Consider the following 21,053-nt stretch of genomic DNA (forward strand, 5'->3'; position numbering starts at 1 on the left):
CTCACCAGCAACACCCATCCGGTTTTCGGAACCGGGCACGGATGATCAGGCGCGCAGTCGATCCGCGTCGCGACGGTACATCGCCGCGTGGCCCCTGAGGTCGTCGCGGCCGGTGGCGCGCGCGTGCTCGTCGGTCCACGCCGCCAGCTCGTCGAGCCGGGGCGAGATCGCGGCCCGGAGGTCCGCGACCGACCACGGGCCGCCGTACGCCTCCACGAGCAATGCGACGCGTTCATCCGGCGAGCCGTGCCGCCCGGGATCGAACCTCTCGGCATCCTCGGCGTACGGCGCGATGCGGTACGCGAGATACGCGACGTCCCAGATCCGCGGCCCCGGCGACGCGAAGTCGAAGTCGATCGCGCCGACCAGGCGCCCGTCGCGCACGATGAGGTTGTAGGGCGCGAAGTCGTTGCGACAGACGACCTCGGCAGGACGGTGCACGGGAGCCCGCCAGGTCAGGGACCGTCTGGTGAGCGGTGCGCCCGCGTCGTGGATCCGGCGCAGGAGCCGCGCCGCATCCCGGAGCGCGTCCCGGCTCCACTGGACGTCGGATCCGGCGAGCACCTCCCCCGGCAGGAACGACAGGATCTCGCGACCGTGCTCGTCGATTCCCCGCACGCGCGGGGTGCCGTCCACGCCCGCTTCCTCGCAGCTGATCAGGAGCGCATGGACCGCGGGCGTCCACGGACCGGTCTCGCGGCGCACCGTGTCCCCGACGCGTACGACGGGCGCGATGTTGCCTCCGCCCAGCGCCTCGCCCTCGCCCACGCGCCCACCGTAGCGTTCCGAACGCCGGACGTATGCGACGACAGCGACGGATGGGACCTCACCCACCTCACGAGCACCACCCATCCGGTTTTCGGAACCGCCGGTGCAGACGACGCCGCCCCACCCGGGATCCGGATGGGGCGGCGTCAGAAGGCGTGGTTACTCATCGTCCTGCTCCAGCTCGGCCTGCACCTCGGGCGAGAGGTCGATGTTGGTGAAGACGTTCTGCACGTCGTCGCTGTCCTCGAGCGCGTCGATCAGCTTGAAGACCTTGCGGGCGGTCTCGGCGTCGACCGGGACCTTGACGTTCGCGACGAACTCGGCGTCGGCCGACTCGTACTCGATCCCGGCGTCCTGCAGCGCCGTGCGGACGGCGACCATGTCGCTCGCCTCGGTCACGATCTCGAAGCCGGACGGGTGCGGCTCGACCTCGAGCGCGCCGGCCTCGAGTGCGGCGAGCATGACGTCGTCCTCGGTCGTCCCCTCGCTCGAGGCGACGATGACGCCCTTGCGCTCGAAGTTGAACGACACGCTGCCCGGATCGGCCATGTTGCCGCCGTTGCGGGTGACGGCCGTGCGGACCTCGGCGGCCGCGCGGTTCTTGTTGTCGGTCAGACACTCGATCAGCATCGCGACGCCGCCCGGGGCGTAGCACTCGTACATGATCGTCGTGTAGTCGACCGACTCGCCGCCGATGCCGGCGCCGCGCTTGATCGCGCGGTCGATGTTGTCCTTCGGGACCGAGGTCTTCTTCGCCTTCAGCACCGCGTCGAACAGCGTCGGGTTGCCCGCCAGGTCGGGGCCGCCGAGCTTCGCCGCGACCTCGATGTTCTTGATGAGCTTCGCCCACGACTTCGCGCGCCTGGCGTCGATGACCGCCTTCTTGTGCTTGGTCGTGGCCCACTTGGAATGCCCGGACATATCTCTCCCGCTCTGCTGACGTGGCCCGAGGGCCTCGGGACATTCTACGAGAACCCGTCGGCCGGCTCGCGGTCGCGACCCTCGCGCGGCGGTGCGAGGATCGAGGGATGAAGATCCTCTCGATCCAGTCGGCGGTCGCGTACGGCCACGTGGGCAACTCGGCCGCGGTGTTCCCGCTGCAGCGCATCGGCGTCGAGGTCCTGCCGGTCTACACCGTGAACTTCTCGAACCACACCGGCTACGGCGCCTGGCGCGGTCCGCTCATCGCGCCGGACGACGTGCGCGAGGTCATCACGGGCATCGAGGAGCGCGGCGCCTTCCCGCGCATCGACGCCGTGCTGTCGGGCTACCAGGGCGGCGAGGGCATCGCGGACGTGATCGTCGACGCGGTCGCCCGCGTCAAGGCCGCGAACCCGGATGCGATCTACGCGTGCGACCCGGTGATGGGCAACGCGAAGTCCGGCTGCTTCGTCGCCCCGGCGATCCCGGATCTGCTGCGCGACAAGGTCGTGCCGGTGGCCGACCTGATCACGCCGAACCAGTTCGAGCTGGGCTACCTGACGGGCACGACCCCGCTCGATCTGGAGTCGACGCTCGCCTCCGTGGACCTGGCCCGCGACATGGGCCCGCGCACCGTCCTCGTCACGAGCGTCGAGCGCCCGGACCGCGAGGACGGCACGATCGAGATGCTCGCGGCCGACGACGCGGGTGCCTGGATCGTCCAGACGCCGCACCTGCCATTCAAGGCGAACGGCTCCGGTGATGTCACCGCCGCGCTGTTCACCGCGCACTACCGGGCGACGGGATCGGCGGCCGAGGCCCTCGCGCGCACCGCGTCCAGCGTTTTCGGGCTGCTGGAGCAGACCCTGGCGTCGGGCGAGCGCGAGCTGCAGCTCGTCGAGGCGCAGGAGCACTACGCGAACCCGCGCCTGGAGTTCGAGGCGCGCCAGGTGCGCTGATCCGTGTCTCACTTCGGGCCGGAATCCGCCTGGGATTCCGGCCCGAAGTGAGACATGCGAGTGGGACGTCAGGCCGCCGCGGCGACCTTGTCGAGGAACCGGCGGTGGAACCGGAGCTCCCCCGTCGCCTCGGGATGGAACGAGGTGCCGAGCAGCGCGCCCTGCTCCACCGCGACCACGCGCCCGTCGGGCAGCGCAGCGAGCGCAGACGCGGCGCCGAGCTCCTCGACGACGGGGGCTCGGATGAACGCCGCGCGCACCGGCGGCTCCCCCAGCACGGGCACGTCGAGGTCGGTCTCGAACGACTCCACCTGACCGCCGAACGCGTTGCGGCGGACCGTGACGTCGAGACCGCCGAAGGTCTCCTGACCTTCGATCGCGCCGTGGATCCGGTCGGCCAGCAGGATCAGCCCGGCGCACGTCCCGTAGACCGGCAGGCCGCGGGCGATCGCGTCGCGGATGGGCTGCTGCAGGTCGAATGCGCGCGCGAGCTTGTCGATCACGCTCGACTCGCCGCCTGGCAGCACGAGGCCGTCGACCTCGGCGAGCTCCGACGGCCGGCGCACGAGGGTCACCCGCGCGCCGAGCTCCTCCAGCACCCGGGCGTGCTCGCGGACGTCGCCCTGCAGGGCGAGCACGCCCACGCGCGGGGCCGCCATCGTCACCAGCCGCGCTCGGCCAGGCGGTGCGGCGCGGGCAGGTCGGCGACGTTGATGCCGACCATGGCCTCGCCCAGGCCGCGGGACACCTCGGCGATCACGGACGGGTCGTCGTGGAACGTCGTGGCCTTGACGATCGCCGCGGCGCGCTTGGCCGGGTCGCCCGACTTGAAGATGCCCGAGCCGACGAACACGCCGTCCGCGCCGAGCTGCATCATCATGGCCGCGTCGGCCGGGGTGGCCACGCCGCCCGCGGTGAACAGCACGACCGGCAGCTTGCCCGTCTCGGCCACCTCGGCGACCAGCTCGTAGGGCGCCTGCAGCTCCTTGGCGGCCACGTACAGCTCGTCCTTCGTGAGCGACCGCAGGCGGTTGATCTCGCCCGTGATGGTCCGGATGTGCTTGGTCGCCTCGGACACGTCGCCCGTGCCCGCCTCGCCCTTCGAGCGGATCATGGCGGCGCCCTCCGTGATGCGGCGCAGCGCCTCGCCCAGGTTGGTCGCGCCGCATACGAACGGCACCGTGAAGGGCCACTTGTCGATGTGGTTCACGTAGTCGGCCGGCGAGAGCACCTCGGACTCGTCGATGTAGTCGACGCCGAGCTGCTGCAGCACCTGGGCCTCGACGAAGTGGCCGATGCGGGCCTTCGCCATGACCGGGATCGAGACGGCCTCGATGATGCCGTCGATCATGTCGGGGTCGCTCATGCGGGAGACACCGCCCTGGGCCCGGATGTCGGCGGGCACGCGCTCGAGCGCCATGACGGCGACGGCGCCGGCGTCCTCGGCGATGCGGGCCTGCTCGGGCGTGACGACGTCCATGATGACGCCGCCCTTCAGCATCTCCGCGAGGCCGCGCTTGACGCGGCCGGTGCCCGTGGTCGGGTTCGACGCCGTGGGGTTCGACATGGGATCTCCTGGGGTGGGGACGCGCGTCAGGGTCGCGCAGGGTGGGTTTGATCTAGGCCAAAAAATACCACGATCCAGACCATAGACTCGACGGGATGACATCCCCCACCGGCACGGACGAGATCCACGGCGGTACGGCCGCCGAGATCGGCGCGAGCGTGCGCGAGCTCGTCGAGCGCGGCGCCCTCGCCCCGGGCGACGCGCTGCCCCCGGTGCGGGCGCTCGCGGAGCGACTGGGCGTCAACCGGAACACCGCCGTCGCCGCGTACCGGCTGCTCGCCCGGTCCGGGCTCGTGGTGTCGCAGGGCCGCGCCGGCACGCGCGTCGCGGGCGGCGCCCGCGTGGCGCAGGAGGGCTACTCCCCCGGCTCGGCGCTGCGGGACGTGGCCACCGGCAACCCTGATCCGGCGCTCATCCCGGATCTCTCGCGCGCGCTGCAGGCCGCCGCGGGACGTCCCGTGCTGTACGGCGAGCCCGTGATCGACCAGGCCGTCGAGGAGTGGGCGCGCGGCTGGCTCGCGCCGGACACGCCGTCGGACGACTTCCGCGTCACGGTGACAAGCGGCGCCGTCGACGCGATCGAGCGCCTGCTCGCCCAGGCGCTGATGCGCGACGACGCCGTCGCGCTCGAGGATCCGTGCTTTCTCGCGAGCATCCACACGGTCCGCCTGGGCGGCTACCGGGCGGTGCCCGTGCCGGTCGACGCCGAGGGCATGACGCCGGACGGCCTGCGCGCCGCGCTCGAGGACGGCGTGCGCGCCGTGGTCTGCACGCCCCGCGCCCAGAACCCCACCGGGGCCGCGGTCACCGCCGGGCGCGCCGCCGAGCTGCGCGACGTGCTGGCGGATCATCCGTACGTGCTCGTGATCGAGGACGACTACTTCTCGCTGCTCTCTCGCCGCCCCTTCCATTCGATCGTGGGGCCGGGCCACCGTCGCTGGGCGCTCGTGCGCTCGGTGTCGAAGTTCATCGGGCCCGACATGTGCCTGGCCGTGACGGCCTCGGACCCGAAGACCGCCGGCCGGCTCGCCATGCGCCTGAGCCCCGGCACGACGTGGGTGAGCCACCTGCTCCAGCGACTGTCGCACGCCATGCTGTCGGATCCGGACGTGCTGGCGCAGATCGACCGCGCGGGCGCGCATTACGCGGAGCGGAACGAGACGTTCACGCGGCTGCTCGCCGCGCAGGGGATCCAGGCGAGCGCGGGCGACGGCCTGAGCCTCTGGATTCCGGTGGGCGCGCCCGCGCGCGACGTCGCCGAGCAGCTCATGCGCCGCGGCTGGCTCGCCCGCACGGGTGACGAGTTCCAGCTCCGCGAGGACGCTCCCCCGTCGCAGCACCTGCGCGTCACGGTCCACGACCTCACGGACGACGAGATGAAGACCCTCGCATCAGACCTGGCGGCATCAAGAACAGCTTCCTTTTAGCTCGCTTCGCTCGCGCGTCGCACGCTCTCGGGCACCCGCTTCGCGGATGCCGCTCGGCGAGCGACACGCCGTCGCTCCGCTCCGTCGGAGGCGTGCGCTTCGCGCCCGCAGGGTCGCTTCGCTCCACGCTCGCTACGCTCGCACGTCATCCAGCGTCGCGAGCAAGGAAGTCAGGAAACCGGCCAGGCGTCAAACAGGGTGCGACGGACATCGCCGAGCAGCTGCGGCAGGGCCTTGGTGCGGGCGATGATCGGGAAGAAGTTCGCGTCGCTCGCCCAGCGGGGCACGATGTGCTGGTGCAGGTGCTCCTCGACGCCCGCACCCGCCACGTGACCCTGGTTCATGCCGATGTTGAAGCCGTCGCAGCGCGAGACCTCCTTGAGCACCCGCATGGCCGTCTGCGTCAGCTCGCCGATCTCGGCGACCTCCTCCGGCGTGGCCTCGTCGTACATGCCGATGTGGCGATACGGGCACACGAGCAGGTGGCCCGAGTTGTACGGGAACAGGTTCAGCAGGACGAACGCCGTGCGGCCGCGGTGGACGATCAGGCCGGCCTCGTCGTCCTTACCGGGCGCCGCGCAGAACGGGCAGCCCGACCCGCGGTTCACGTCCGCGCCGGCGGCGATGTACACCATCCGATGCGGGGTCCACAGGCGCTGGAACTGATCCGGCACCCCGCTGAAGTCGGAGGCGTGCTCGAGGCGGCCGTCCACGTGGACGTGCCCCTCGGCGCCCGCCTCCGCGGTCACACCAGGTCCTCTGCCGTCTGGATGAGCGCGTGCTGCGCGATCGCCCCGGTCACGAGCGCGACCGCCTCGTCGAGCGGCACGCCGTTGCGCTGCGAGCCGTCGCGGAAGCGGAACGACACCGTGCCGGCGGCGCGGTCCTGCTCGCCCGCGATCAGCAGCAGCGGCACCTTGGAGGTCGTGTGCGTGCGGATCTTCTTCTGCATGCGGTCGTCCGAGTGGTCGACCTCGGCGCGTACGCCGGCGGCGCGCAGCCGGGCCACGGCCTCGTCGAGGTACTCCGCGTACTCGCCCGCGACGGGGACGCCCATGACCTGGACGGGCGCGAGCCAGAGCGGGAAGTCGCCCGCGTAGTGCTCGAGCAGGATCGCGAAGAACCGCTCGATGGATCCGAACAGGGCCCGGTGGATCATGATGGGGCGCTGCTTGGATCCGTCGCGGTCGGTGAACTCGAGGTCGAAGCGCTCGGGCAGGTTGAAGTCGAGCTGCACGGTCGACAGCTGCCACGAGCGCCCGATCGCGTCGGTCACCTTGAGGTCGATCTTGGGGCCGTAGAACGCGGCCTCGCCGGGCTCCTCCACGAGGTGGAGCCCCGTCTTCAGCGCGACGCGGCGCAGGGCGTCGGTCGCCGTGGCCCAGACCTCCTCCTCGCCGATCCACTTGCCCTTCTCGTCGTCGCGCATCGACAGCTCGAGGCGGAAGTCGTCGAGGCCGAAGTCCTTCAGGAGCGACAGCACGAACTCGAGGACCTTCGTGGTCTCGGCCTCGAGCTGCTCGGGCGTGACGAACAGGTGCGCGTCGTCCTGCGTGAAGCCGCGCACGCGGGTCAGCCCGTGCAGCGCGCCGGACAGCTCGTTGCGGTACACCGTGCCGTTCTCGGCCAGGCGCAGCGGCAGGTCACGGTAGCTGCGGGCGCGCTCCTTGTAGATCAGGATGTGCATCGGGCAGTTCATCGGCTTCAGGTAGTAGTCGACGCCCTGCTTGGTGACGTTGCCCTGCTCGTCGCGCTCCTCGTCCATCCGGATCGGCGGCCAGATCCCCTCGGCGTAGGTCACGAGGTGGTTCGAGGTCACGAAGAGGTCCTTCTTCGTGATGTGCGGCGTGTAGACGTAGCTGTAGCCCTCGGCCATGTGGCGGCGGCGTGCGTGCTGCTCCATCTCGCCGCGGACGATGCCGCCCTTGGGGTGCCACACCGACAGGCCGGAGCCGATCTCGTCGGGGAACGAGAACAGGTCGAGCTCCTTGCCGAGCTTGCGGTGGTCGCGGCGCGCGGCCTCCTCGAGACGCTCCTGGTAGGCGCGCAGCTCGTCCTTCGACGGCCACGCCGTGCCGTAGATGCGCTGCAGCTGCGGGTTCTTCTCGCTTCCGCGCCAGTAGGCGCCGGCGACGCGCAGGATGTCCCAGCCGTTGCCGACCATCCGCGTGGAGGGCACGTGGGGCCCGCGGCAGAGGTCCTTCCAGACGGTCTCGCCCGTGCGGCCGTCGATGTTGTCGTAGATCGTCAGCTCGCCCTCGCCGACCTCGACGCCGGCGCCCTCGGCGGCCTCCTTCTTGCCGCCCTTCAGCCCGATCAGCTCGAGCTTGAACGGCTCGTCGGCGAGCTCGGCGCGCGCCTCGTCGTCGCTGACCGCGCGGCGGCGGAAGCGCTGCGCGTCGCGGACGATGCGCTGCATCTCCTTCTTGATCGCCTTCAGGTCATCGGGCGTGAAGGGCTCGTCCACGCCGAAGTCGTAGTAGAAGCCGTCGGTGATGAACGGGCCGATGCCGAGCTTCGCGCCGGGGCGCAGCTTCTGCACGGCCTGCGCGAGCACGTGCGCGGTCGAGTGGCGCAGGATGTTCAGCCCGTCGGGGCTGTCGATGGTCACCGGCTCGACCGTCTGCGTCTCCGTGACCTCGGTCGCGAGGTCCTTCAGCTCACCGTCGACGCGGATCGCGACGACGTTCTTCTCGGGGTGCAGATCGAATCCGGTGGTCACCCGTCAATCCTAGTTCGCCGTCGCGCGCTCCCCCGCCGACGCGGCCTCAGACCTCGGGCAGGGTGCGCCCGAACATCTGCGCGGTGGCGCGGGCGGACGGGTTGCCGGCATCCGGGTCGGCACCCGCCTTCAGGAGCGTGCGGATGACGTCGTCGTGCTGCTTGAACACCGCGCCGGCGAGCGGGGTCTGCCCCCGGCCGCTCACGCGGTCCACGTCGGCGCCGCGCTCCGCGAGCGCCGCGACCAGCTCGGCGTGCCCGTGGTACGCGGCGAGCATGAGCAGCGTCGATCCCTGCGCGTCCGCGAGATCGACCGGCACCCCGGAGTCGATGCGATCGAGCAGCCGCGCGGACTGACCCGTGCGCGCCATGTCGAACAGGCGGTCGGCGAACTCGGCGACGTCGGCCGGCATCTCATCCGTCATGCCCTCAGTCAACCATCCCCGGATGCGGAGAAGCCCGGGGCCTGAGGGCCGCCGGGCTTCGGAGTGGAGCGGATGACGAGACTCGAACTCGCGACCCTCACCTTGGCAAGGTGATGCGCTACCAACTGCGCTACATCCGCATGAGCCGGATACGGGATCCGCTCGTGCGCGATACTGGGATCGAACCAGTGACCTCTTCCGTGTCAGGGAAGCGCGCTACCGCTGCGCCAATCGCGCTCATCAAGAGCTGTATTCAATTATGACGAGGTGGCGACGGGATTCGAACCCGTGTAAACGGCTTTGCAGGCCGGTGCCTCGCCTCTCGGCCACGCCACCGCGGGGGATCGAAACCCGCATGCCTGGATCTCCGGGGAGATCCAGGCACTCGAGCGGATGACGAGACTCGAACTCGCGACCCTCACCTTGGCAAGGTGATGCGCTACCAACTGCGCTACATCCGCATCGCCCCCGATTCGCACCGGGCACTTGTTACACACTAGCCGACGACGGCGGCAGAGCCAAACCAGCACCGGTGTCCGGGCGTGTCCGGCGGCTGCCCGCCGACGGCAGGGGCGCCGTGTCAAGCCGCTCCCCCGCGGCGGCGGCCACGCCTAGCCTCGAGCCCATGGGAACCACGGACGACATGACCCCGGAAGAGAAGCGCCACGACCAGCTGACCTCCGCCCCGGGCGCGACCGAGGACGACGCGCGGCCCCGCATCGAGGTCTCCGAGCACGACGGAGTGAAGCGCATCGACATCGCCGACGACGCCCCGGTGCGACCCGGCGACCCCACGGAGGATCCCGAGGCCTGACCGTCGCCGGAGACGGCGAGAGCCCCCGGCGTGCCGGGGGCTCTCTGCGGTGGGCGATACCAGACTCGAACTGATGACCTCTTCCGTGTGAAGGAAGCGCGCTACCAACTGCGCCAATCGCCCGTGCTGTTCAGTTCCTCGGCCTTGCGGGCCGAGAAGTCATACTACCCGATCCTGCCTGCGCGTCCGAACCGCGCCCGCACCGGGCGTGGCGCGCGCCGCGCGTCAGCTCCCCGCGCCCCATCCGTAGCGCCGCTGCAGCGCGGCCGCGACGCGCGTGAAGCGGTCGAGATCGAGAGCCGCCGCCTCGCGGCGCATGCCGTCGGCGTGCACGCTGTACAGCTGGTCGAGATCGACCCAGGACTCCCGGCCGGCCGGATCCCAGGGTCCCGAGCCGAGCGGCAGGAACTCGCGATCCCCGTCCTTCGACTTGCTGGTGAGCTTGACCGCGTAGTGGCGATCGGCGCCGTGGCGGGCGATCAGCAGGACCGGGCGGTCCTTGCCCCGGCCGTCGTTCTCGGCGTACGGCACCCAGGTCCACACCACCTCGCCGGCGTCGGCCTCGCCGTCGTGCTGGGGCGCGTAGGACAGCCGCAGTCGGGGGACGTCCTCCGGTCGCAGCTCCACGGTCTGGATGCCGCTCGGGGCCGCGTCCGCACGCGCGTCGCCGAGGCCGCCCGACTCGCCGCGCGATCCGGGCCGCGGGCCGCGGAGGCCGTCGTCGCGCCCCCGCCTCGGCCGGCGGGTCGCCGTCTCCAGCGCGCCGAGCGCCAGCTTCGCGAGCGTGCCGAGGAAGCTCTGTCGTGCCATGGCCCGAGCCTATCGGCCGGGCCGGGGGCCGATCCTCGCGTGGCGCCGCAACACACGGAGGGCGCCGCGGCCGAAGCCGCGACGCCCTCCGCTCGGTGGGGTCTCCCGGTGCTGGGGGCACCGGTGGTGGGGTCAGTTTGCGAGCGTGTAGCCCGTCTCGCCGTGCACGACGGTGTCGACACCGGCGAGCTCGTCCTCGTTCTTCACGCGGAAGCCGATCGTCTTCTCGATCGCGAAGCCGACCGCGAAGGCGATGACGAAGGAGTACAGCGCCACAGCGACCGCGCTGACGGTCTGCAGGACCAGCTGCGAGAAGTCTCCCGTGTAGAACAGGCCCGCGTCCGTGGCGGCGAAGCCGAGGAAGATCGTGCCGATGAGGCCCGCGACGAGGTGGATGCCTACCACGTCCAGCGAGTCGTCGTAGCCGAGCTTCCACTTCAGCTCGATGGCCAGGGCGGCCACGGCACCCGCGATCGCGCCGAGGACCAGGGCCCAGCCCGGCGTCAGGTTGCCGGCCGCCGGCGTGATGGCGACAAGACCCGCGACGGCGCCCGAGGCGGCGCCGACCGAGGTGGCCTTGCCGTCCTTGAGCTTCTCGACGATCAGCCAGCCCAGCACGGCGGCAGCCGGAGCGCCGATCGTGTTGAGGAAGCTCAGGCCCAGGCCCTCCTGGTCGCCGGAGAGGCCGGTGTTGAAGCCGAACCATCCGAACCACAGGATCGAGGCGCCCAGCACCACGAACGGGACGTTGTGGGGCTGGTGGATGCCCTTCTGGAAGCCGATGCGCTTGCCGAGCACGAGAGCGAGGGCAAGGGCCGCGGCACCCGCGTTGATGTGCACCGCGGTGCCGCCCGCGAGGTCGATGACCGCGTAGTCGCCGATGGTCCAGGACTGGATCCAGCCGCCGCCCCACACCCAGCCGGCGACGGGGAAGTACGACAGCGTCGCCCAGACGCCGGCGAAGACCAGCCACGCGCCGAACTTCGCACGGTCGGCGATCGCGCCCGAGATCAGGGCCACGGTGATGATCGCGAACGTCGAACCGAACGCCACGTCGATCAGGTCGATGCCGGGGGCGGTCAGGCCGAAGCCGGCGAACGGGTTGCCGGCGAAGCCGGGGATCAGCACGGCGGCGCCCTCGAAGTACTCGCCGTCACCGCCCGCGCCGGTGTAGATCATGTAGCCGTAGAGGATCCACAGCACGCCGATGAGGGCGATCGATCCGAAGCTCATCATGATCATGCTGATGACGCTCTTGGCCTTGACGAGTCCGCCGTAGAAGAACGCAAGGCCCGGGGTCATGAACAGCACGAGCGCCGCACTGGCGACGATCCAGATGCTTGACGGGGTGAGTTCCATCACTACCTCTCATGTGTTGGATTGCAGGTCCGTCCGGTCTGACCGCGTGCGGATCCGCCATTCGGGTGCGCCAAGTCTCCCGAGCACCCGTTTCCCGGTGGGTGCTCAGCGTGTTTCCTGGGTGTTACGCCGCGATGCGTCAGGTAAACATCGCGTTTCCTGACAGCGCGAATCCACCCAGATGCGTCGCGAAACGCCCCACGTGCGGCCGTGAGCCGCGCGTGGGGCGTTCGAAGGAGGACGGTCGGCGCGTCAGGCGTGCGTCGAGGCGACGAGGCGGGAGATCGCCCGCAGGTACTTCTTCCGGTAGCCGCCTGCGAGCATGTCGTCGCCGAACACCTGGTCGAGCGACAGGCCGGTCGCGCGGACCGGCAGCTCGGCGTCGTAGACGCGGTCGACGAACGCCACGAAGCGCAGCGCCTCCGACTGGTCCGTGAGCTGGCGCACGTCGCGCAGCCCGATGGCGTCGACCCCGTCGATCAGGCGGATGTACCGCGAAGGGTGCACGCGCGCGAGATGGGAGATGAGGGCGTCGAACCCGTCGTCGCTGGCCGTGCCGAAGGCTGCCAGCGCCGCCTCGTACGCCGCCTCGTCCAGGACGGGCGCGTGCCCGGACAGCGAACGCTGGCGGAAGTCCACGCCGTCGATGCGGATGGTCTGGAAGCTGTCGGCCATCGCGTGGATCTCGCGCAGGAAGTCCTGCGCGGCGAAGCGCCCCTCCCCGAGCGCGTTCGGCGGAGTGTTGCTCGTGGCCGCGAGGCGCGTGCCGCCCTTCACGAGCTCGCCGAGCAGCCGCGTCATGACCATGGTGTCGCCCGGGTCGTCCAGCTCGAACTCGTCGATGCACAGCAGCGCGGAGCCCTGCAGGAGGTCCACGGTCTGCCGGTACCCGAGGGCCCCCACGAGGGCGGTGTACTCGATGAACGAGCCGAAGTACTTCCGGCGGGCGGGCACCGCGTGGTAGATCGACGCGAGCAGGTGCGTCTTGCCGACGCCGAACCCGCCGTCGAGGTACACGCCCGGCTTCATCTCGGGCGTCTTCGGCCGGCGCGAGAACAGCCCACCCCGCTTGGCGGGCGGGGCGCCCACCGCGAAGGTCGTGAGCAGCTCCTTCGCCTCCTGCTGGGACGGATACGACGGATCCGCGCGGTACGTGTCGAAAGTCGCGTCGTCGAACTGCGGCGGCGGCACGAGGCTCGCCAGCATCTCCTCGCCGCTGAGCTGCGGCTGACGCTCGGTGAGGTGAACGATGCCGGTCGCGGTGGAGGTCATGGATTTCCGATCGTTACGCGCGCTGCCGGGGCCCCGATGCGCGCCCGCGCGGGGGCGCCTACCCTCGGAACAGGGGCGTGAACAGCCTAATCGCGCGTCGCCCCGCGGCCCATCCGGCCTCCCACCGCCCGGCATCGCACCACCGACATCCCAGGAGCACACGTGAGCGTCGAGTTCGACCCCTCCCCCGCCTTCGCCGACTACGCCGAGCCCGGCCGCCTGGTCTCGACCGCGTGGGTCGCGGAGCACCTGGGCGCGCCGGGCCTGGTCGTCGTCGAGTCGGACGAGGACGTGCTGCTGTACGAGACCGGCCACATCCCCGGCGCCGTGAAGATCGACTGGCACACCGAGCTGAACGACCCCGTCGTGCGCGATTACGTCGACGGCGAGGGCTTCGCCCGGCTGCTGAGCGCCAAGGGGATCTCCCGCGACGACACGGTCGTGATCTACGGGGACAAGAGCAACTGGTGGGCCGCGTACGCCCTGTGGGTCTTCTCGCTGTTCGGCCACGAGGACGTGCGGCTGATGGACGGCGGGCGCGACCGCTGGATCGCCGAGGGCCGTCCCCTGACGACCGAGCCGGCCGCGCGACCCGCGACCGAGTACCCGGTGGTCGAGCGCGACGACTCCGTGCTGCGCGCGTACAAGGAGGACGTCCTGGTCCACCTCGGGAGCCCGCTGATCGACGTCCGGTCCCCCGAGGAGTACACGGGCGCGCGCACCACGGCCCCGGCCTACCCCGAGGAGGGCGCTCTGCGCGCCGGCCACATCCCGACGGCCCGCAACGTGCCGTGGGCCCGCGCGGTCGGCGAGGACGGCGGCTTCAAGCCCCGCGCGGAGCTCGAGGCGCTGTACCGCGACGAGGTCGGGCTGCGCGACGGCGACGACATCGTCGCCTACTGCCGCATCGGCGAGCGCTCGAGCCACACGTGGTTCGTGCTGAAGCACCTCCTGGGTTTCGAGAAGGTCCGCAACTACGACGGCTCATGGACCGAGTGGGGCTCGGCCGTGCGCGTGCCGATCGTGACGGGCGCCGAGCCCGGGGAGGCGCCCGCGGGCTGACCCCGCCGCGCGCGCCGATGGGAGGATGGGGAGATGATGCCCGAGTCTCTCCCCGCGCCGCTCGCCGAGATCCGCGACGAGTTCCTCGAGCTGGACGAGCCCGAGCGACTTCAGCTTCTGCTGGAGTTCTCGCGCGAGCTCCCGGAGGCGCCCGAGGAGTACCGCGACCATCCGGAGCTCACGGAGCGCGTGGCGGAATGTCAGTCGCCCGTGTACATCGTGGTGGAGGTCGCGCAGGACGACACCGTGACCATGCACGCCCTGGCCCCCGCCGAGGCGCCCACGACCCGCGGGTTCGCGAGCATCCTGGCGCAGGGCATCAGCGGGCTCACGGCCCAGGAGGTGCTCGCCGTGCCGGGTGACTATCCACAGTCCCTCGGGCTCACGCGCGCGGTCTCGCCGCTGCGCATCGCGGGCATGACCGGGATGCTGATGCGAGCCAAGCGGCAGGTCCAGGCACGCCTCGACGCGCGCTGAGCGCGTCGATCCGGCCGGCGCTCAGCGGGTGGTGCCGAGTCCGCGCGCGGCCAGCCAGTCGCGGATCGCGGTGGTCCAGCGTCGCTCGTCGTAGTTCCAGAGCTTCGTGTGCCGCGCGACCTCGAACGTCTCCATCGTGACAAGGTCGGGGCGCGCCGCAGCGAGCGCGTGCGAGGCGTCGGACGGCACGTAGCCGTCGTCGTCGCTGTGCATGAGCAGGATCGGCACGTCCAGCTCGCCCGCGCGCGCGACCATGTCGAGCTCGTCGAACGGGATCCCGCGACCGGCACGGACGACGCGGGCCGTGAGCGGCGTGGACAGCGTGCCGATGGCGGCGGTCGCGGCGAACGGCGGCACGCCCAGCTCCCGGGCGTGGTAGCGGAGCACCAGACGCCAGTCCACGACCGGCGACTCGAGGATGAGCCCCTCGAGCACGTCGCGGTGCGCGGAGTTGACCGAGGTCTGCAGCGCGATCGCGCCGCCCATCGACCACCCCATGAGCACGATGCGCCGTGCGCCGTGCTCGCGCGCCCAGCCGATCGCGGCGTCCACGTCGCGCCACTCCCGCGCCCCGAGTCCGTACTTGCCCGTGCGGCTCGGCGGCGCCTCGCCGTCGTTGCGGTACGAGACGACGAGCGACGAGATCCCCGCCGCGTGGAAGACCGGCACGGCGCGCAGGCCCTCGGCACGCGTGGTGCCTCGGCCGTGGACGATCACGGCCCACACGTCGCCGCGTCCGGCGGAGAACAGCCACGCCGGCGCGTGGCCGACGGGGGTGTCGACCCACTCCTCGGTGTACGGAAGGTGCAGCTGCTCCGGCGCGTCGAAGTACCAGCCGCTGAACGACGCGTACGGGCCGACCTTGGTCCCGGCCGCGATGTGGCTGAGCAGCTTGCGCGTCACACCGCGGTCGTCGAGCGCGAGGACCGCCCCCACCTTCACGTAGCCCGCGCCGTTCGTGAACACCCCGTACCGCCCCGGCAGCACCGTGTCGGGAGTGTGCGAGAGCGTGATGGTCTGGGCCGCGCGGTCGATGCCCACGATCTCGACGTCGGCGACGCGGGGAGCCGGGGTCACGACCTTGCGCGCCACGTCGGCGATCCGCACGCTCAGCGCCGTCGCGACGCCTGTGAACAGCACTCCGAGGCCCACCATCGAGACGAGCGCCGATGCGGCGGCTGGGGAAGCGGCGCGCCTGAGGTGCTTCATGACCCTCCCACTCTAATCTGACGTCGTGAGTGGAGAAGGAGGCGCCCCGGCGGCGTTCGCCGCGGCCGAGGAGCAGCTGCGCGCGTCGACGTTCCGCAGCGACTTCGTGGTGCGCGAGATCCCGTCGCCGCAGGGCGTCGCGCCGTTCAGCCTCGCGCTCGCGGGCGACGTCCGGCCGACCGCCGAGGGCGAGTCGCCGTACGGCACCGGCCGCTTCATCCTGCTGCACGACCCGGCCGAACCCGACGCCTGGGGTGGCGCCTGGCGCATCGTGGCGTTCGCGCAGGCTCCGCTGGAGCCCGAGATCGGCACCGATCCCCTGCTCGCCGACGTCGCCTGGTCGTGGCTGGTCGACGCGCTGGACTCCCGTCACGCGCAGTACCACTCCGCCTCGGGCACGGCCACCAAGATCCTGTCCAAGGGCTTCGGCTCGCTGGCCGACGAGGGCGATGGCGCCCAGATCGAGCTGCGCGCGTCGTGGACGCCCGACGGCCCGTTCGGCGCGCACGTGGAGGCGTGGGCCGAGCTGGTCTGCATGCTGGCGGGTCTCCCGCCCGGGTCGGAGGGCATCGCGGTCCTCGGAGAGCGGAGGAACCTGCATGGCTGAGGCCGCGCACTACGACGTCATCGACACCCCGGAGGAGCTCGCGGCCGCGAGCCGGGCGCTGTCAGCCGGCGAGGGTCCCGTCGCCGTGGACGTGGAGCGCGCCTCGGGCTTCCGCTACTCGCAGCGGGCCTACCTCGTGCAGGTGTTCCGTCGCGGCGCCGGCGTCTTCCTGTTCGACCCGCCGGCGCTCGACGACCTGGCCCCGCTCCAGGAGGCGATCGGCGGCGAGGAGTGGGTGCTCCACGCGGCCAGCCAGGATCTGCCCTCCCTGCGCGAGCTCGACCTGGTTCCGGCCCGGATCTTCGACACCGAGCTGGCGGCGCGCCTCCTCGGCTGGGAGCGCGTGGGCCTCGCGGCGGTCGTGGAGGCCACGCTCGGGATCTCGCTCAAGAAGGAGCACTCGGCGGCCGACTGGTCGACGCGCCCCCTCCCCCAGGCGTGGCTCGAGTACGCGGCGCTCGACGTGGAGCACCTCGTCGACGTCCGCGACGCGCTCGTGGCGGCGCTCGCGGAGGCCCGCAAGACCGAGTTCGCGGCCCAGGAGTTCGACGCCACGCTGCACCGCGAGCCCAAGCCGCCCCGCGCGGAGCCGTGGCGCCGGCTGAGCGGCCTGCACACGGTGCGCGGGCGCCGCAACCTCGCGATCGCGCGCCAGCTCTGGCTCGCCCGCGAGGAGTACGCGCAGCAGCAGGACGTCTCCCCCGGCCGCCTGGTTCCGGACCGCGCGCTGGTCGCCGCGGTGATGGCCGCGCCCGGCTCCAAGAGCGAGCTGGCCGCGCTCAAGGCGTTCAACGGCCGCGCGAGCCGGACGCAGCTCGACCGCTGGTGGAACGCGATCGTCGCCGGGCGCGAGAGCGGAGACCTCCCGGTCGAGCGCGTGCCGAGCGACACGCTGCCGCCGCCGCGGGCGTGGGCCGACCGCAATCCCGAGGCGGACGCGCGCCTCAAGCAGGCGCGTCCCGCGGTCGAGGAGCGCGCCGCCGCGCTGTCGATGCCCACCGAGAACCTGCTCACGCCGGATACGCTCCGCCGCGTGGCGTGGGAGCCGCCCGCGCCCGCCGATGCCGCCGCGATCGCCGGGGCGCTGCGCGCGCTCGGCGCCCGCGAGTGGCAGATCGAGCAGACCGCGGAGCTGATCGCGGAGGCGTTTGTGCGGGCCGTTCAATCCCCCGACGACGCCGTCGAAGCGCGTTAGTCGATCCTGGCCAACCGGTTCCAGGCGCACCGGGCCGCTCCCTAGGCTGAACAGCAATCAACACTGGGAGGCAGAGTGGCCGAGCTCTCTGATGTCTATTTCGTCGACGGCACGCGGACCCCGTTCGGGCGCGCCGGCGAGAAAGGCATGTACTGGAACACGCGTGCGGATGACCTCGTCGTCAAGGCGATGAAGGGTCTCATCGAGCGCAATGCGGAGATCCCGAAGGACCGGATCGACGACGTCGCGATCGCCGCGACCTCGCAGACGGGCGACCAGGGCCTGACGCTGGGGCGCACCGCCGCGATCCTCGCGGGGCTTCCGCAGACCGTGCCCGGCCTGGCGGTCGAGCGCATGTGCGCGGGCGCCATGACGAGCGTGACGACCATGGCCGCGTCGATCGGCGTCGGCATGTACGACGTCGCCATCGCGGGCGGCGTCGAGCACATGGGGCGCCACCCCATCGGCTCGAACTCCGACCCGAACCCCCGCTTCGTGGCGGAGCGCATCGTCGACAGCGGCGCGCTCAACATGGGTGTCACCGCCGAGCGCATCCACGACCGGTTCCCGCACCTGACCAAGGAGCGGGCGGACCGCTACGGCATGCTCAGCCAGCACAAGCTGCAGGCTGCCTACGAGGCCGGGAAGATCCAGCCCGACCTGGTGCCGGTCGCCGTGATCGGCCCCGACGGACAGTGGGGCCTGGCGACCGAGGACGAGGGCCGCCGCCCAGAGACGACGATGGAGGGGCTCGCGACGCTCAAGACGCCGTTCCGCCCGCACGGGCGCGTCACGGCCGGTACGTCGTCGCCGCTCACGGACGGCGCGACCGTGAGCCTGCTGGCGAGCGGCGCGGCCGTGAAGGAGTTCGGCCTCGCCCCGAAGATGAAGCTGGTGTCGTTCGCGTTCGCGGGCGTCGAGCCCGAGATCATGGGCATCGGCCCGATCCCCTCGACCGAGAAGGCGCTCGCCAAGGCCGGCCTCACGATCGACGACATCGGCCTGTTCGAGCTCAACGAGGCCTTCGCCATCCAGGTGCTCTCGCTCCTGGACCACTTCGGCATCGCCGACGACGACCCGCGCGTGAACCCCTGGGGCGGCGCGATCGCCGTCGGGCATCCCCTCGCGGCGTCCGGCGTGCGCCTCATGATCCAGCTCGCGGCGCAGTTCGCGGAGCACCCCGAGGTCCACTACGGGCTGACGGCGATGTGCGTCGGCCTGGGCCAGGGCGGCACCGTCATCTGGGAGAACCCGCACTACACCGGCAAGAAGAAGAAGCAGAAGTGAGCCCTGCAGTGACCGACTACACCACCATCGACTTCTCCCCCCTCCGGCAGCTCACGGCCGACGAGGTCGTCACCCATTCGCTCGTGAGCGACGTGAAGCTCCCGAGCGGCCGCACCATCGCGCTCATCACCCTGCACAACGGGAAGGACCACACGCGCCCGAACACGCTGGGCCCCGCGACCCTCCTCGAGCTCGGCGAACGGCTCGACGAGCTCAAGGAGCGCGCGGCCGCGGGTGAGATCGACGCGGTGGCCGTGACCGGCAAGCCGTACATCTTCGCCGCGGGCGCCGACCTCTCCGGGGTCGGCGACCTCCCCTCGAAGGACGTCGCGCGGCTGATCGCCCAGCTCGGGCACCACGTCCTCGGCCGGCTGTCGAAGCTGGGCGTGCCGTCGTTCTCGTTCGTGAACGGCCTCGCGCTCGGCGGCGCGGTCGAGATCGCCCTGAACTCGACGTACCGCACGGTCGACTCGTCGGCGGCGGCGATCGCGCTGCCCGAGGTCTTCCTCGGCCTGGTGCCCGGATGGGGCGGCGTCACGCTGCTGCCGAACCTGATCGGCATCGAGAACGCGCTCGAGGTGATCATCTCCAACCCGCTCAAGCAGAACCGGACCCTCAAGCCCCAGCAGGCCTATGAGCTGGGGATGTTCGACGCGGTCTTCGGGCCCGCCGCGTACCTGGAGGACTCGCTGCGCTGGGCCGACGGCGTGCTCTCGGGTGAGATCGAGGTCGAGCGGAAGAACGCTCCGGGCAGGATCGAGCGGCTCACCAAGTGGCCGATCGCGATCAAGGTCGCCCGCGGCATGCTCGAGAGCCGGATCGGGACGGTGCCGCGCGCGCCGTACCTGGCGCTCGAGCTCATGGACAAGGCGCGCTCCGGCTCGATCGAGGAGGGCTTCGAGCGCGAGGACGAGGCTCTCGCCGAGCTGATCTCGGGCGACCAGTTCGTGGCGTCGATGTACGCGTTCGATCTCGTGCAGAAGCGGGCGAAGCGCCCGGTCGGCGCACCCGACAAGGAGCTGGCGCGCAAGGTCACCAAGGTCGGCGTGATCGGCGCCGGCCTCATGGCCGGCCAGTTCGCCCTGCTCTTCGCTCGGCGCCTGCAGGTGCCCGTGCTCATCACGGACATCGACCAGGCTCGGGTCGACAAGGGCCTCGCGTACATCCGCGACGAGATCGCCGCGCTCGAGGCCAAGGGGCGCATCGACGCCGACACCGGGAACCGGCTGCGCGCGCTCGTGCGCGGCACGATCGACAAGGCCGAGTACGCCGACTGCGACTTCGTGATCGAGGCGGTGTTCGAGGAGACCGGCGTCAAGCAGCAGGTGTTCCGCGAGATCGAGGCGATCGTCTCCCCCGAGGCGATCCTGGCGACCAACACGTCGTCGCTGTCGGTCGAGGAGATCGGCTCGGTCCTCGCGAACCCCGAGCGGCTCGTGGGCTTCCACTTCTTCAACCCGGTCGCGGTCATGCCCCTGATCGAGATCGTGAAGACGCCGCAGTCCAGCGACGTGGCGCTGTCCACCGCGTTCGTGGTGGCGAAGAACCTCCGCAAGAACGCCGTCCTCACGGCCGACGCACCCGGCTTCGTGGTCAACCGGCTGCTGGCGAAGGTCATGGGCGAGGCCGCGCGCGCGGTCGACGAGGGCACGCCGCTGCTCACGGTCGAGAAGGCGTTCGCGCCGCTCGGGCTTCCGATGACCCCGTTCCAGCTGATCGACCTGGTCGGCTGGAAGGTCGCGGCGCACGTCCAGGACACCATGGTGCGCCACTTCCCCGACCGGTTCTTCGCGTCCGAGAACCTCCATCGCCTCGCCGAGCTCGACCAGGTCGTGGAGAAGGACAGGAACGGCCGCGTGACGGGCTGGACCAAGCAGGCGCAGAAGACGCTCGTGACCGGGAAGAGCCCCGCCGCCGAGGCGGAGATCCTGGGACGCGTCGAGGACGGCCTCGCGAGCGAGATCCGGCTCATGCTCGACGAGGGCGTCGTCCCCGAGGTCGAGGACATCGACCTCTGCCTGATCCTCGGCGCCGGCTGGCCGTTCATCGACGGCGGCGCCTCGGCCTACCTGGACCGCTCGGGCGCGTCCGAGCGCGCAAACGGCGCGACGTTCCACACGCCGCCGCTGCGCGGCGCGGCGAACCGCTGATGACCGACGAGGCGCCGGATCCC

20 protein-coding genes and 5 tRNA genes are annotated in these 21,053 nt (G+C 71.3%); 9 read left to right on the top strand and 16 right to left on the bottom strand.

The features are described 5' to 3' along the window. Window positions 1-45 precede the first annotated feature (45 nt). Together ASD19_RS02115 and ASD19_RS02120 are read right to left on the bottom strand one after the other, a co-directional pair. The gene (locus ASD19_RS02115) at window positions 46-768 is read right to left on the bottom strand and encodes a phosphotransferase (protein WP_055988357.1); all 723 of its coding nucleotides are present in this window, start codon (window positions 766-768) and stop codon (window positions 46-48) included. A gap of 159 nt (window positions 769-927) precedes the next feature. Next, complete coding sequence (locus ASD19_RS02120; RefSeq protein WP_055988359.1) at window positions 928-1,689, bottom strand: YebC/PmpR family DNA-binding transcriptional regulator; 762 nt, start codon at window positions 1,687-1,689, stop codon at window positions 928-930. Window positions 1,690-1,796: 107 nt separating this feature from the next. Here ASD19_RS02120 and pdxY point away from each other — a divergent pair, with 107 nt between their 5' ends. Further along, window positions 1,797-2,648 (top strand): pyridoxal kinase PdxY, encoded by an 852-nt coding sequence (pdxY, locus tag ASD19_RS02125; RefSeq protein ID WP_055988361.1) that lies wholly within the window; start codon window positions 1,797-1,799, stop codon window positions 2,646-2,648. 68 nt (window positions 2,649-2,716) lie between these two features. Here pdxY and pdxT read toward each other — a convergent pair whose 3' ends face one another. Both pdxT and pdxS read right to left on the bottom strand, forming a co-directional pair. Then, complete coding sequence (pdxT, locus tag ASD19_RS02130) at window positions 2,717-3,307, bottom strand: pyridoxal 5'-phosphate synthase glutaminase subunit PdxT (protein WP_055988363.1); 591 nt, start codon at window positions 3,305-3,307, stop codon at window positions 2,717-2,719. Window positions 3,308-3,309: 2 nt separating this feature from the next. After that, window positions 3,310-4,215 (bottom strand): pyridoxal 5'-phosphate synthase lyase subunit PdxS, encoded by a 906-nt coding sequence (gene pdxS, locus ASD19_RS02135; protein ID WP_055988365.1) that lies wholly within the window; start codon window positions 4,213-4,215, stop codon window positions 3,310-3,312. A 95-nt stretch (window positions 4,216-4,310) separates the two neighbouring features. On the opposite strand from pdxS, the gene ASD19_RS02140 reads away from it, so the two are divergent. Next, entirely contained in the window at window positions 4,311-5,642 is a 1,332-nt protein-coding gene (locus ASD19_RS02140) for an aminotransferase class I/II-fold pyridoxal phosphate-dependent enzyme (protein ID WP_055988367.1), read from the top strand. 170 nt (window positions 5,643-5,812) lie between these two features. Here ASD19_RS02140 and ASD19_RS02145 read toward each other — a convergent pair whose 3' ends face one another. The 7 genes from ASD19_RS02145 to ASD19_RS02175 form a co-directional block, all read right to left on the bottom strand. Beyond that, window positions 5,813-6,391 (bottom strand): HIT family protein, encoded by a 579-nt coding sequence (locus tag ASD19_RS02145; RefSeq protein WP_055988369.1) that lies wholly within the window; start codon window positions 6,389-6,391, stop codon window positions 5,813-5,815. Further along, entirely contained in the window at window positions 6,388-8,364 is a 1,977-nt protein-coding gene (thrS, locus tag ASD19_RS02150) for a threonine--tRNA ligase (RefSeq protein ID WP_055988371.1), read from the bottom strand. Before thrS ends, ASD19_RS02145 begins: the two co-directional genes overlap by 4 nt. A gap of 46 nt (window positions 8,365-8,410) precedes the next feature. Further along, the gene (locus ASD19_RS02155; protein WP_055988373.1) at window positions 8,411-8,788 is read right to left on the bottom strand and encodes an ankyrin repeat domain-containing protein; all 378 of its coding nucleotides are present in this window, start codon (window positions 8,786-8,788) and stop codon (window positions 8,411-8,413) included. 64 nt (window positions 8,789-8,852) lie between these two features. Next, window positions 8,853-8,928: transfer RNA gene (locus tag ASD19_RS02160), tRNA-Gly, on the bottom strand. Between the two features lie 25 nt (window positions 8,929-8,953). Continuing rightward, window positions 8,954-9,025: transfer RNA gene (locus tag ASD19_RS02165), tRNA-Val, on the bottom strand. Window positions 9,026-9,053: 28 nt separating this feature from the next. Then, window positions 9,054-9,124 (bottom strand) — tRNA-Cys (locus ASD19_RS02170). A gap of 52 nt (window positions 9,125-9,176) precedes the next feature. Next, window positions 9,177-9,249 (bottom strand) — tRNA-Gly (locus tag ASD19_RS02175). Window positions 9,250-9,413: 164 nt separating this feature from the next. Between ASD19_RS02175 and ASD19_RS02180 the strand changes: the two genes are divergently transcribed. Further along, window positions 9,414-9,602: a hypothetical protein gene (locus ASD19_RS02180; protein ID WP_055988375.1), complete on the top strand. Its 189-nt coding sequence runs from the start codon at window positions 9,414-9,416 to the stop codon at window positions 9,600-9,602. 50 nt (window positions 9,603-9,652) lie between these two features. On the opposite strand, the gene ASD19_RS02185 is transcribed toward ASD19_RS02180, so the two are convergent. The 4 genes from ASD19_RS02185 to zapE all read right to left on the bottom strand — a co-directional run bounded on the left by ASD19_RS02185 (window position 9,653) and on the right by zapE (window position 13,043). Beyond that, window positions 9,653-9,725: transfer RNA gene (locus tag ASD19_RS02185), tRNA-Val, on the bottom strand. 102 nt (window positions 9,726-9,827) lie between these two features. Beyond that, window positions 9,828-10,412 (bottom strand): type II toxin-antitoxin system PemK/MazF family toxin, encoded by a 585-nt coding sequence (locus ASD19_RS02190; RefSeq protein WP_055988377.1) that lies wholly within the window; start codon window positions 10,410-10,412, stop codon window positions 9,828-9,830. 132 nt (window positions 10,413-10,544) lie between these two features. Next, window positions 10,545-11,771: an ammonium transporter gene (locus ASD19_RS02195; RefSeq protein ID WP_055988379.1), complete on the bottom strand. Its 1,227-nt coding sequence runs from the start codon at window positions 11,769-11,771 to the stop codon at window positions 10,545-10,547. Window positions 11,772-12,023: 252 nt separating this feature from the next. After that, window positions 12,024-13,043 carry a cell division protein ZapE gene (zapE, locus tag ASD19_RS02200; RefSeq protein ID WP_055988381.1) on the bottom strand — a complete coding sequence of 340 codons (1,020 nt, stop codon included), beginning with the start codon at window positions 13,041-13,043 and terminating at the stop codon, window positions 12,024-12,026. Window positions 13,044-13,205: 162 nt separating this feature from the next. Here zapE and ASD19_RS02205 point away from each other — a divergent pair, with 162 nt between their 5' ends. Both ASD19_RS02205 and ASD19_RS02210 read left to right on the top strand, forming a co-directional pair. Further along, window positions 13,206-14,105, top strand: coding sequence for a sulfurtransferase (locus tag ASD19_RS02205; RefSeq protein WP_055988383.1), 900 nt, complete (start codon window positions 13,206-13,208; stop codon window positions 14,103-14,105). Window positions 14,106-14,138: 33 nt separating this feature from the next. Further along, window positions 14,139-14,582 (top strand): SufE family protein, encoded by a 444-nt coding sequence (locus ASD19_RS02210; RefSeq protein WP_134745038.1) that lies wholly within the window; start codon window positions 14,139-14,141, stop codon window positions 14,580-14,582. Between the two features lie 21 nt (window positions 14,583-14,603). Here the strand turns inward: ASD19_RS02210 and ASD19_RS02215 are convergent, their stop codons facing one another. Next, window positions 14,604-15,791, bottom strand: a complete 1,188-nt coding sequence (locus ASD19_RS02215) for an alpha/beta hydrolase family protein (RefSeq protein ID WP_055988385.1) — start codon at window positions 15,789-15,791, stop codon at window positions 14,604-14,606. Window positions 15,792-15,816: 25 nt separating this feature from the next. On the opposite strand from ASD19_RS02215, the gene ASD19_RS02220 reads away from it, so the two are divergent. The 4 genes from ASD19_RS02220 (at window position 15,817) to ASD19_RS02235 (ending at window position 21,030) form a co-directional block, all read left to right on the top strand. Continuing rightward, the gene (locus ASD19_RS02220; protein WP_055988387.1) at window positions 15,817-16,398 is read left to right on the top strand and encodes a DUF3000 domain-containing protein; all 582 of its coding nucleotides are present in this window, start codon (window positions 15,817-15,819) and stop codon (window positions 16,396-16,398) included. After that, window positions 16,391-17,593 (top strand): HRDC domain-containing protein, encoded by a 1,203-nt coding sequence (locus tag ASD19_RS02225; RefSeq protein WP_055988390.1) that lies wholly within the window; start codon window positions 16,391-16,393, stop codon window positions 17,591-17,593. Before ASD19_RS02220 ends, ASD19_RS02225 begins: the two co-directional genes overlap by 8 nt. A gap of 75 nt (window positions 17,594-17,668) precedes the next feature. Then, the gene (locus ASD19_RS02230) at window positions 17,669-18,880 is read left to right on the top strand and encodes a thiolase family protein (RefSeq protein WP_055988391.1); all 1,212 of its coding nucleotides are present in this window, start codon (window positions 17,669-17,671) and stop codon (window positions 18,878-18,880) included. A gap of 8 nt (window positions 18,881-18,888) precedes the next feature. Further along, window positions 18,889-21,030, top strand: coding sequence for a 3-hydroxyacyl-CoA dehydrogenase NAD-binding domain-containing protein (locus ASD19_RS02235; protein ID WP_055988394.1), 2,142 nt, complete (start codon window positions 18,889-18,891; stop codon window positions 21,028-21,030). The last annotated feature ends 23 nt before the right edge of the window (window positions 21,031-21,053 follow it).

This window comes from Microbacterium sp. Root53 (assembly GCF_001426925.1).
Classification (GTDB): domain Bacteria; phylum Actinomycetota; class Actinomycetes; order Actinomycetales; family Microbacteriaceae; genus Microbacterium.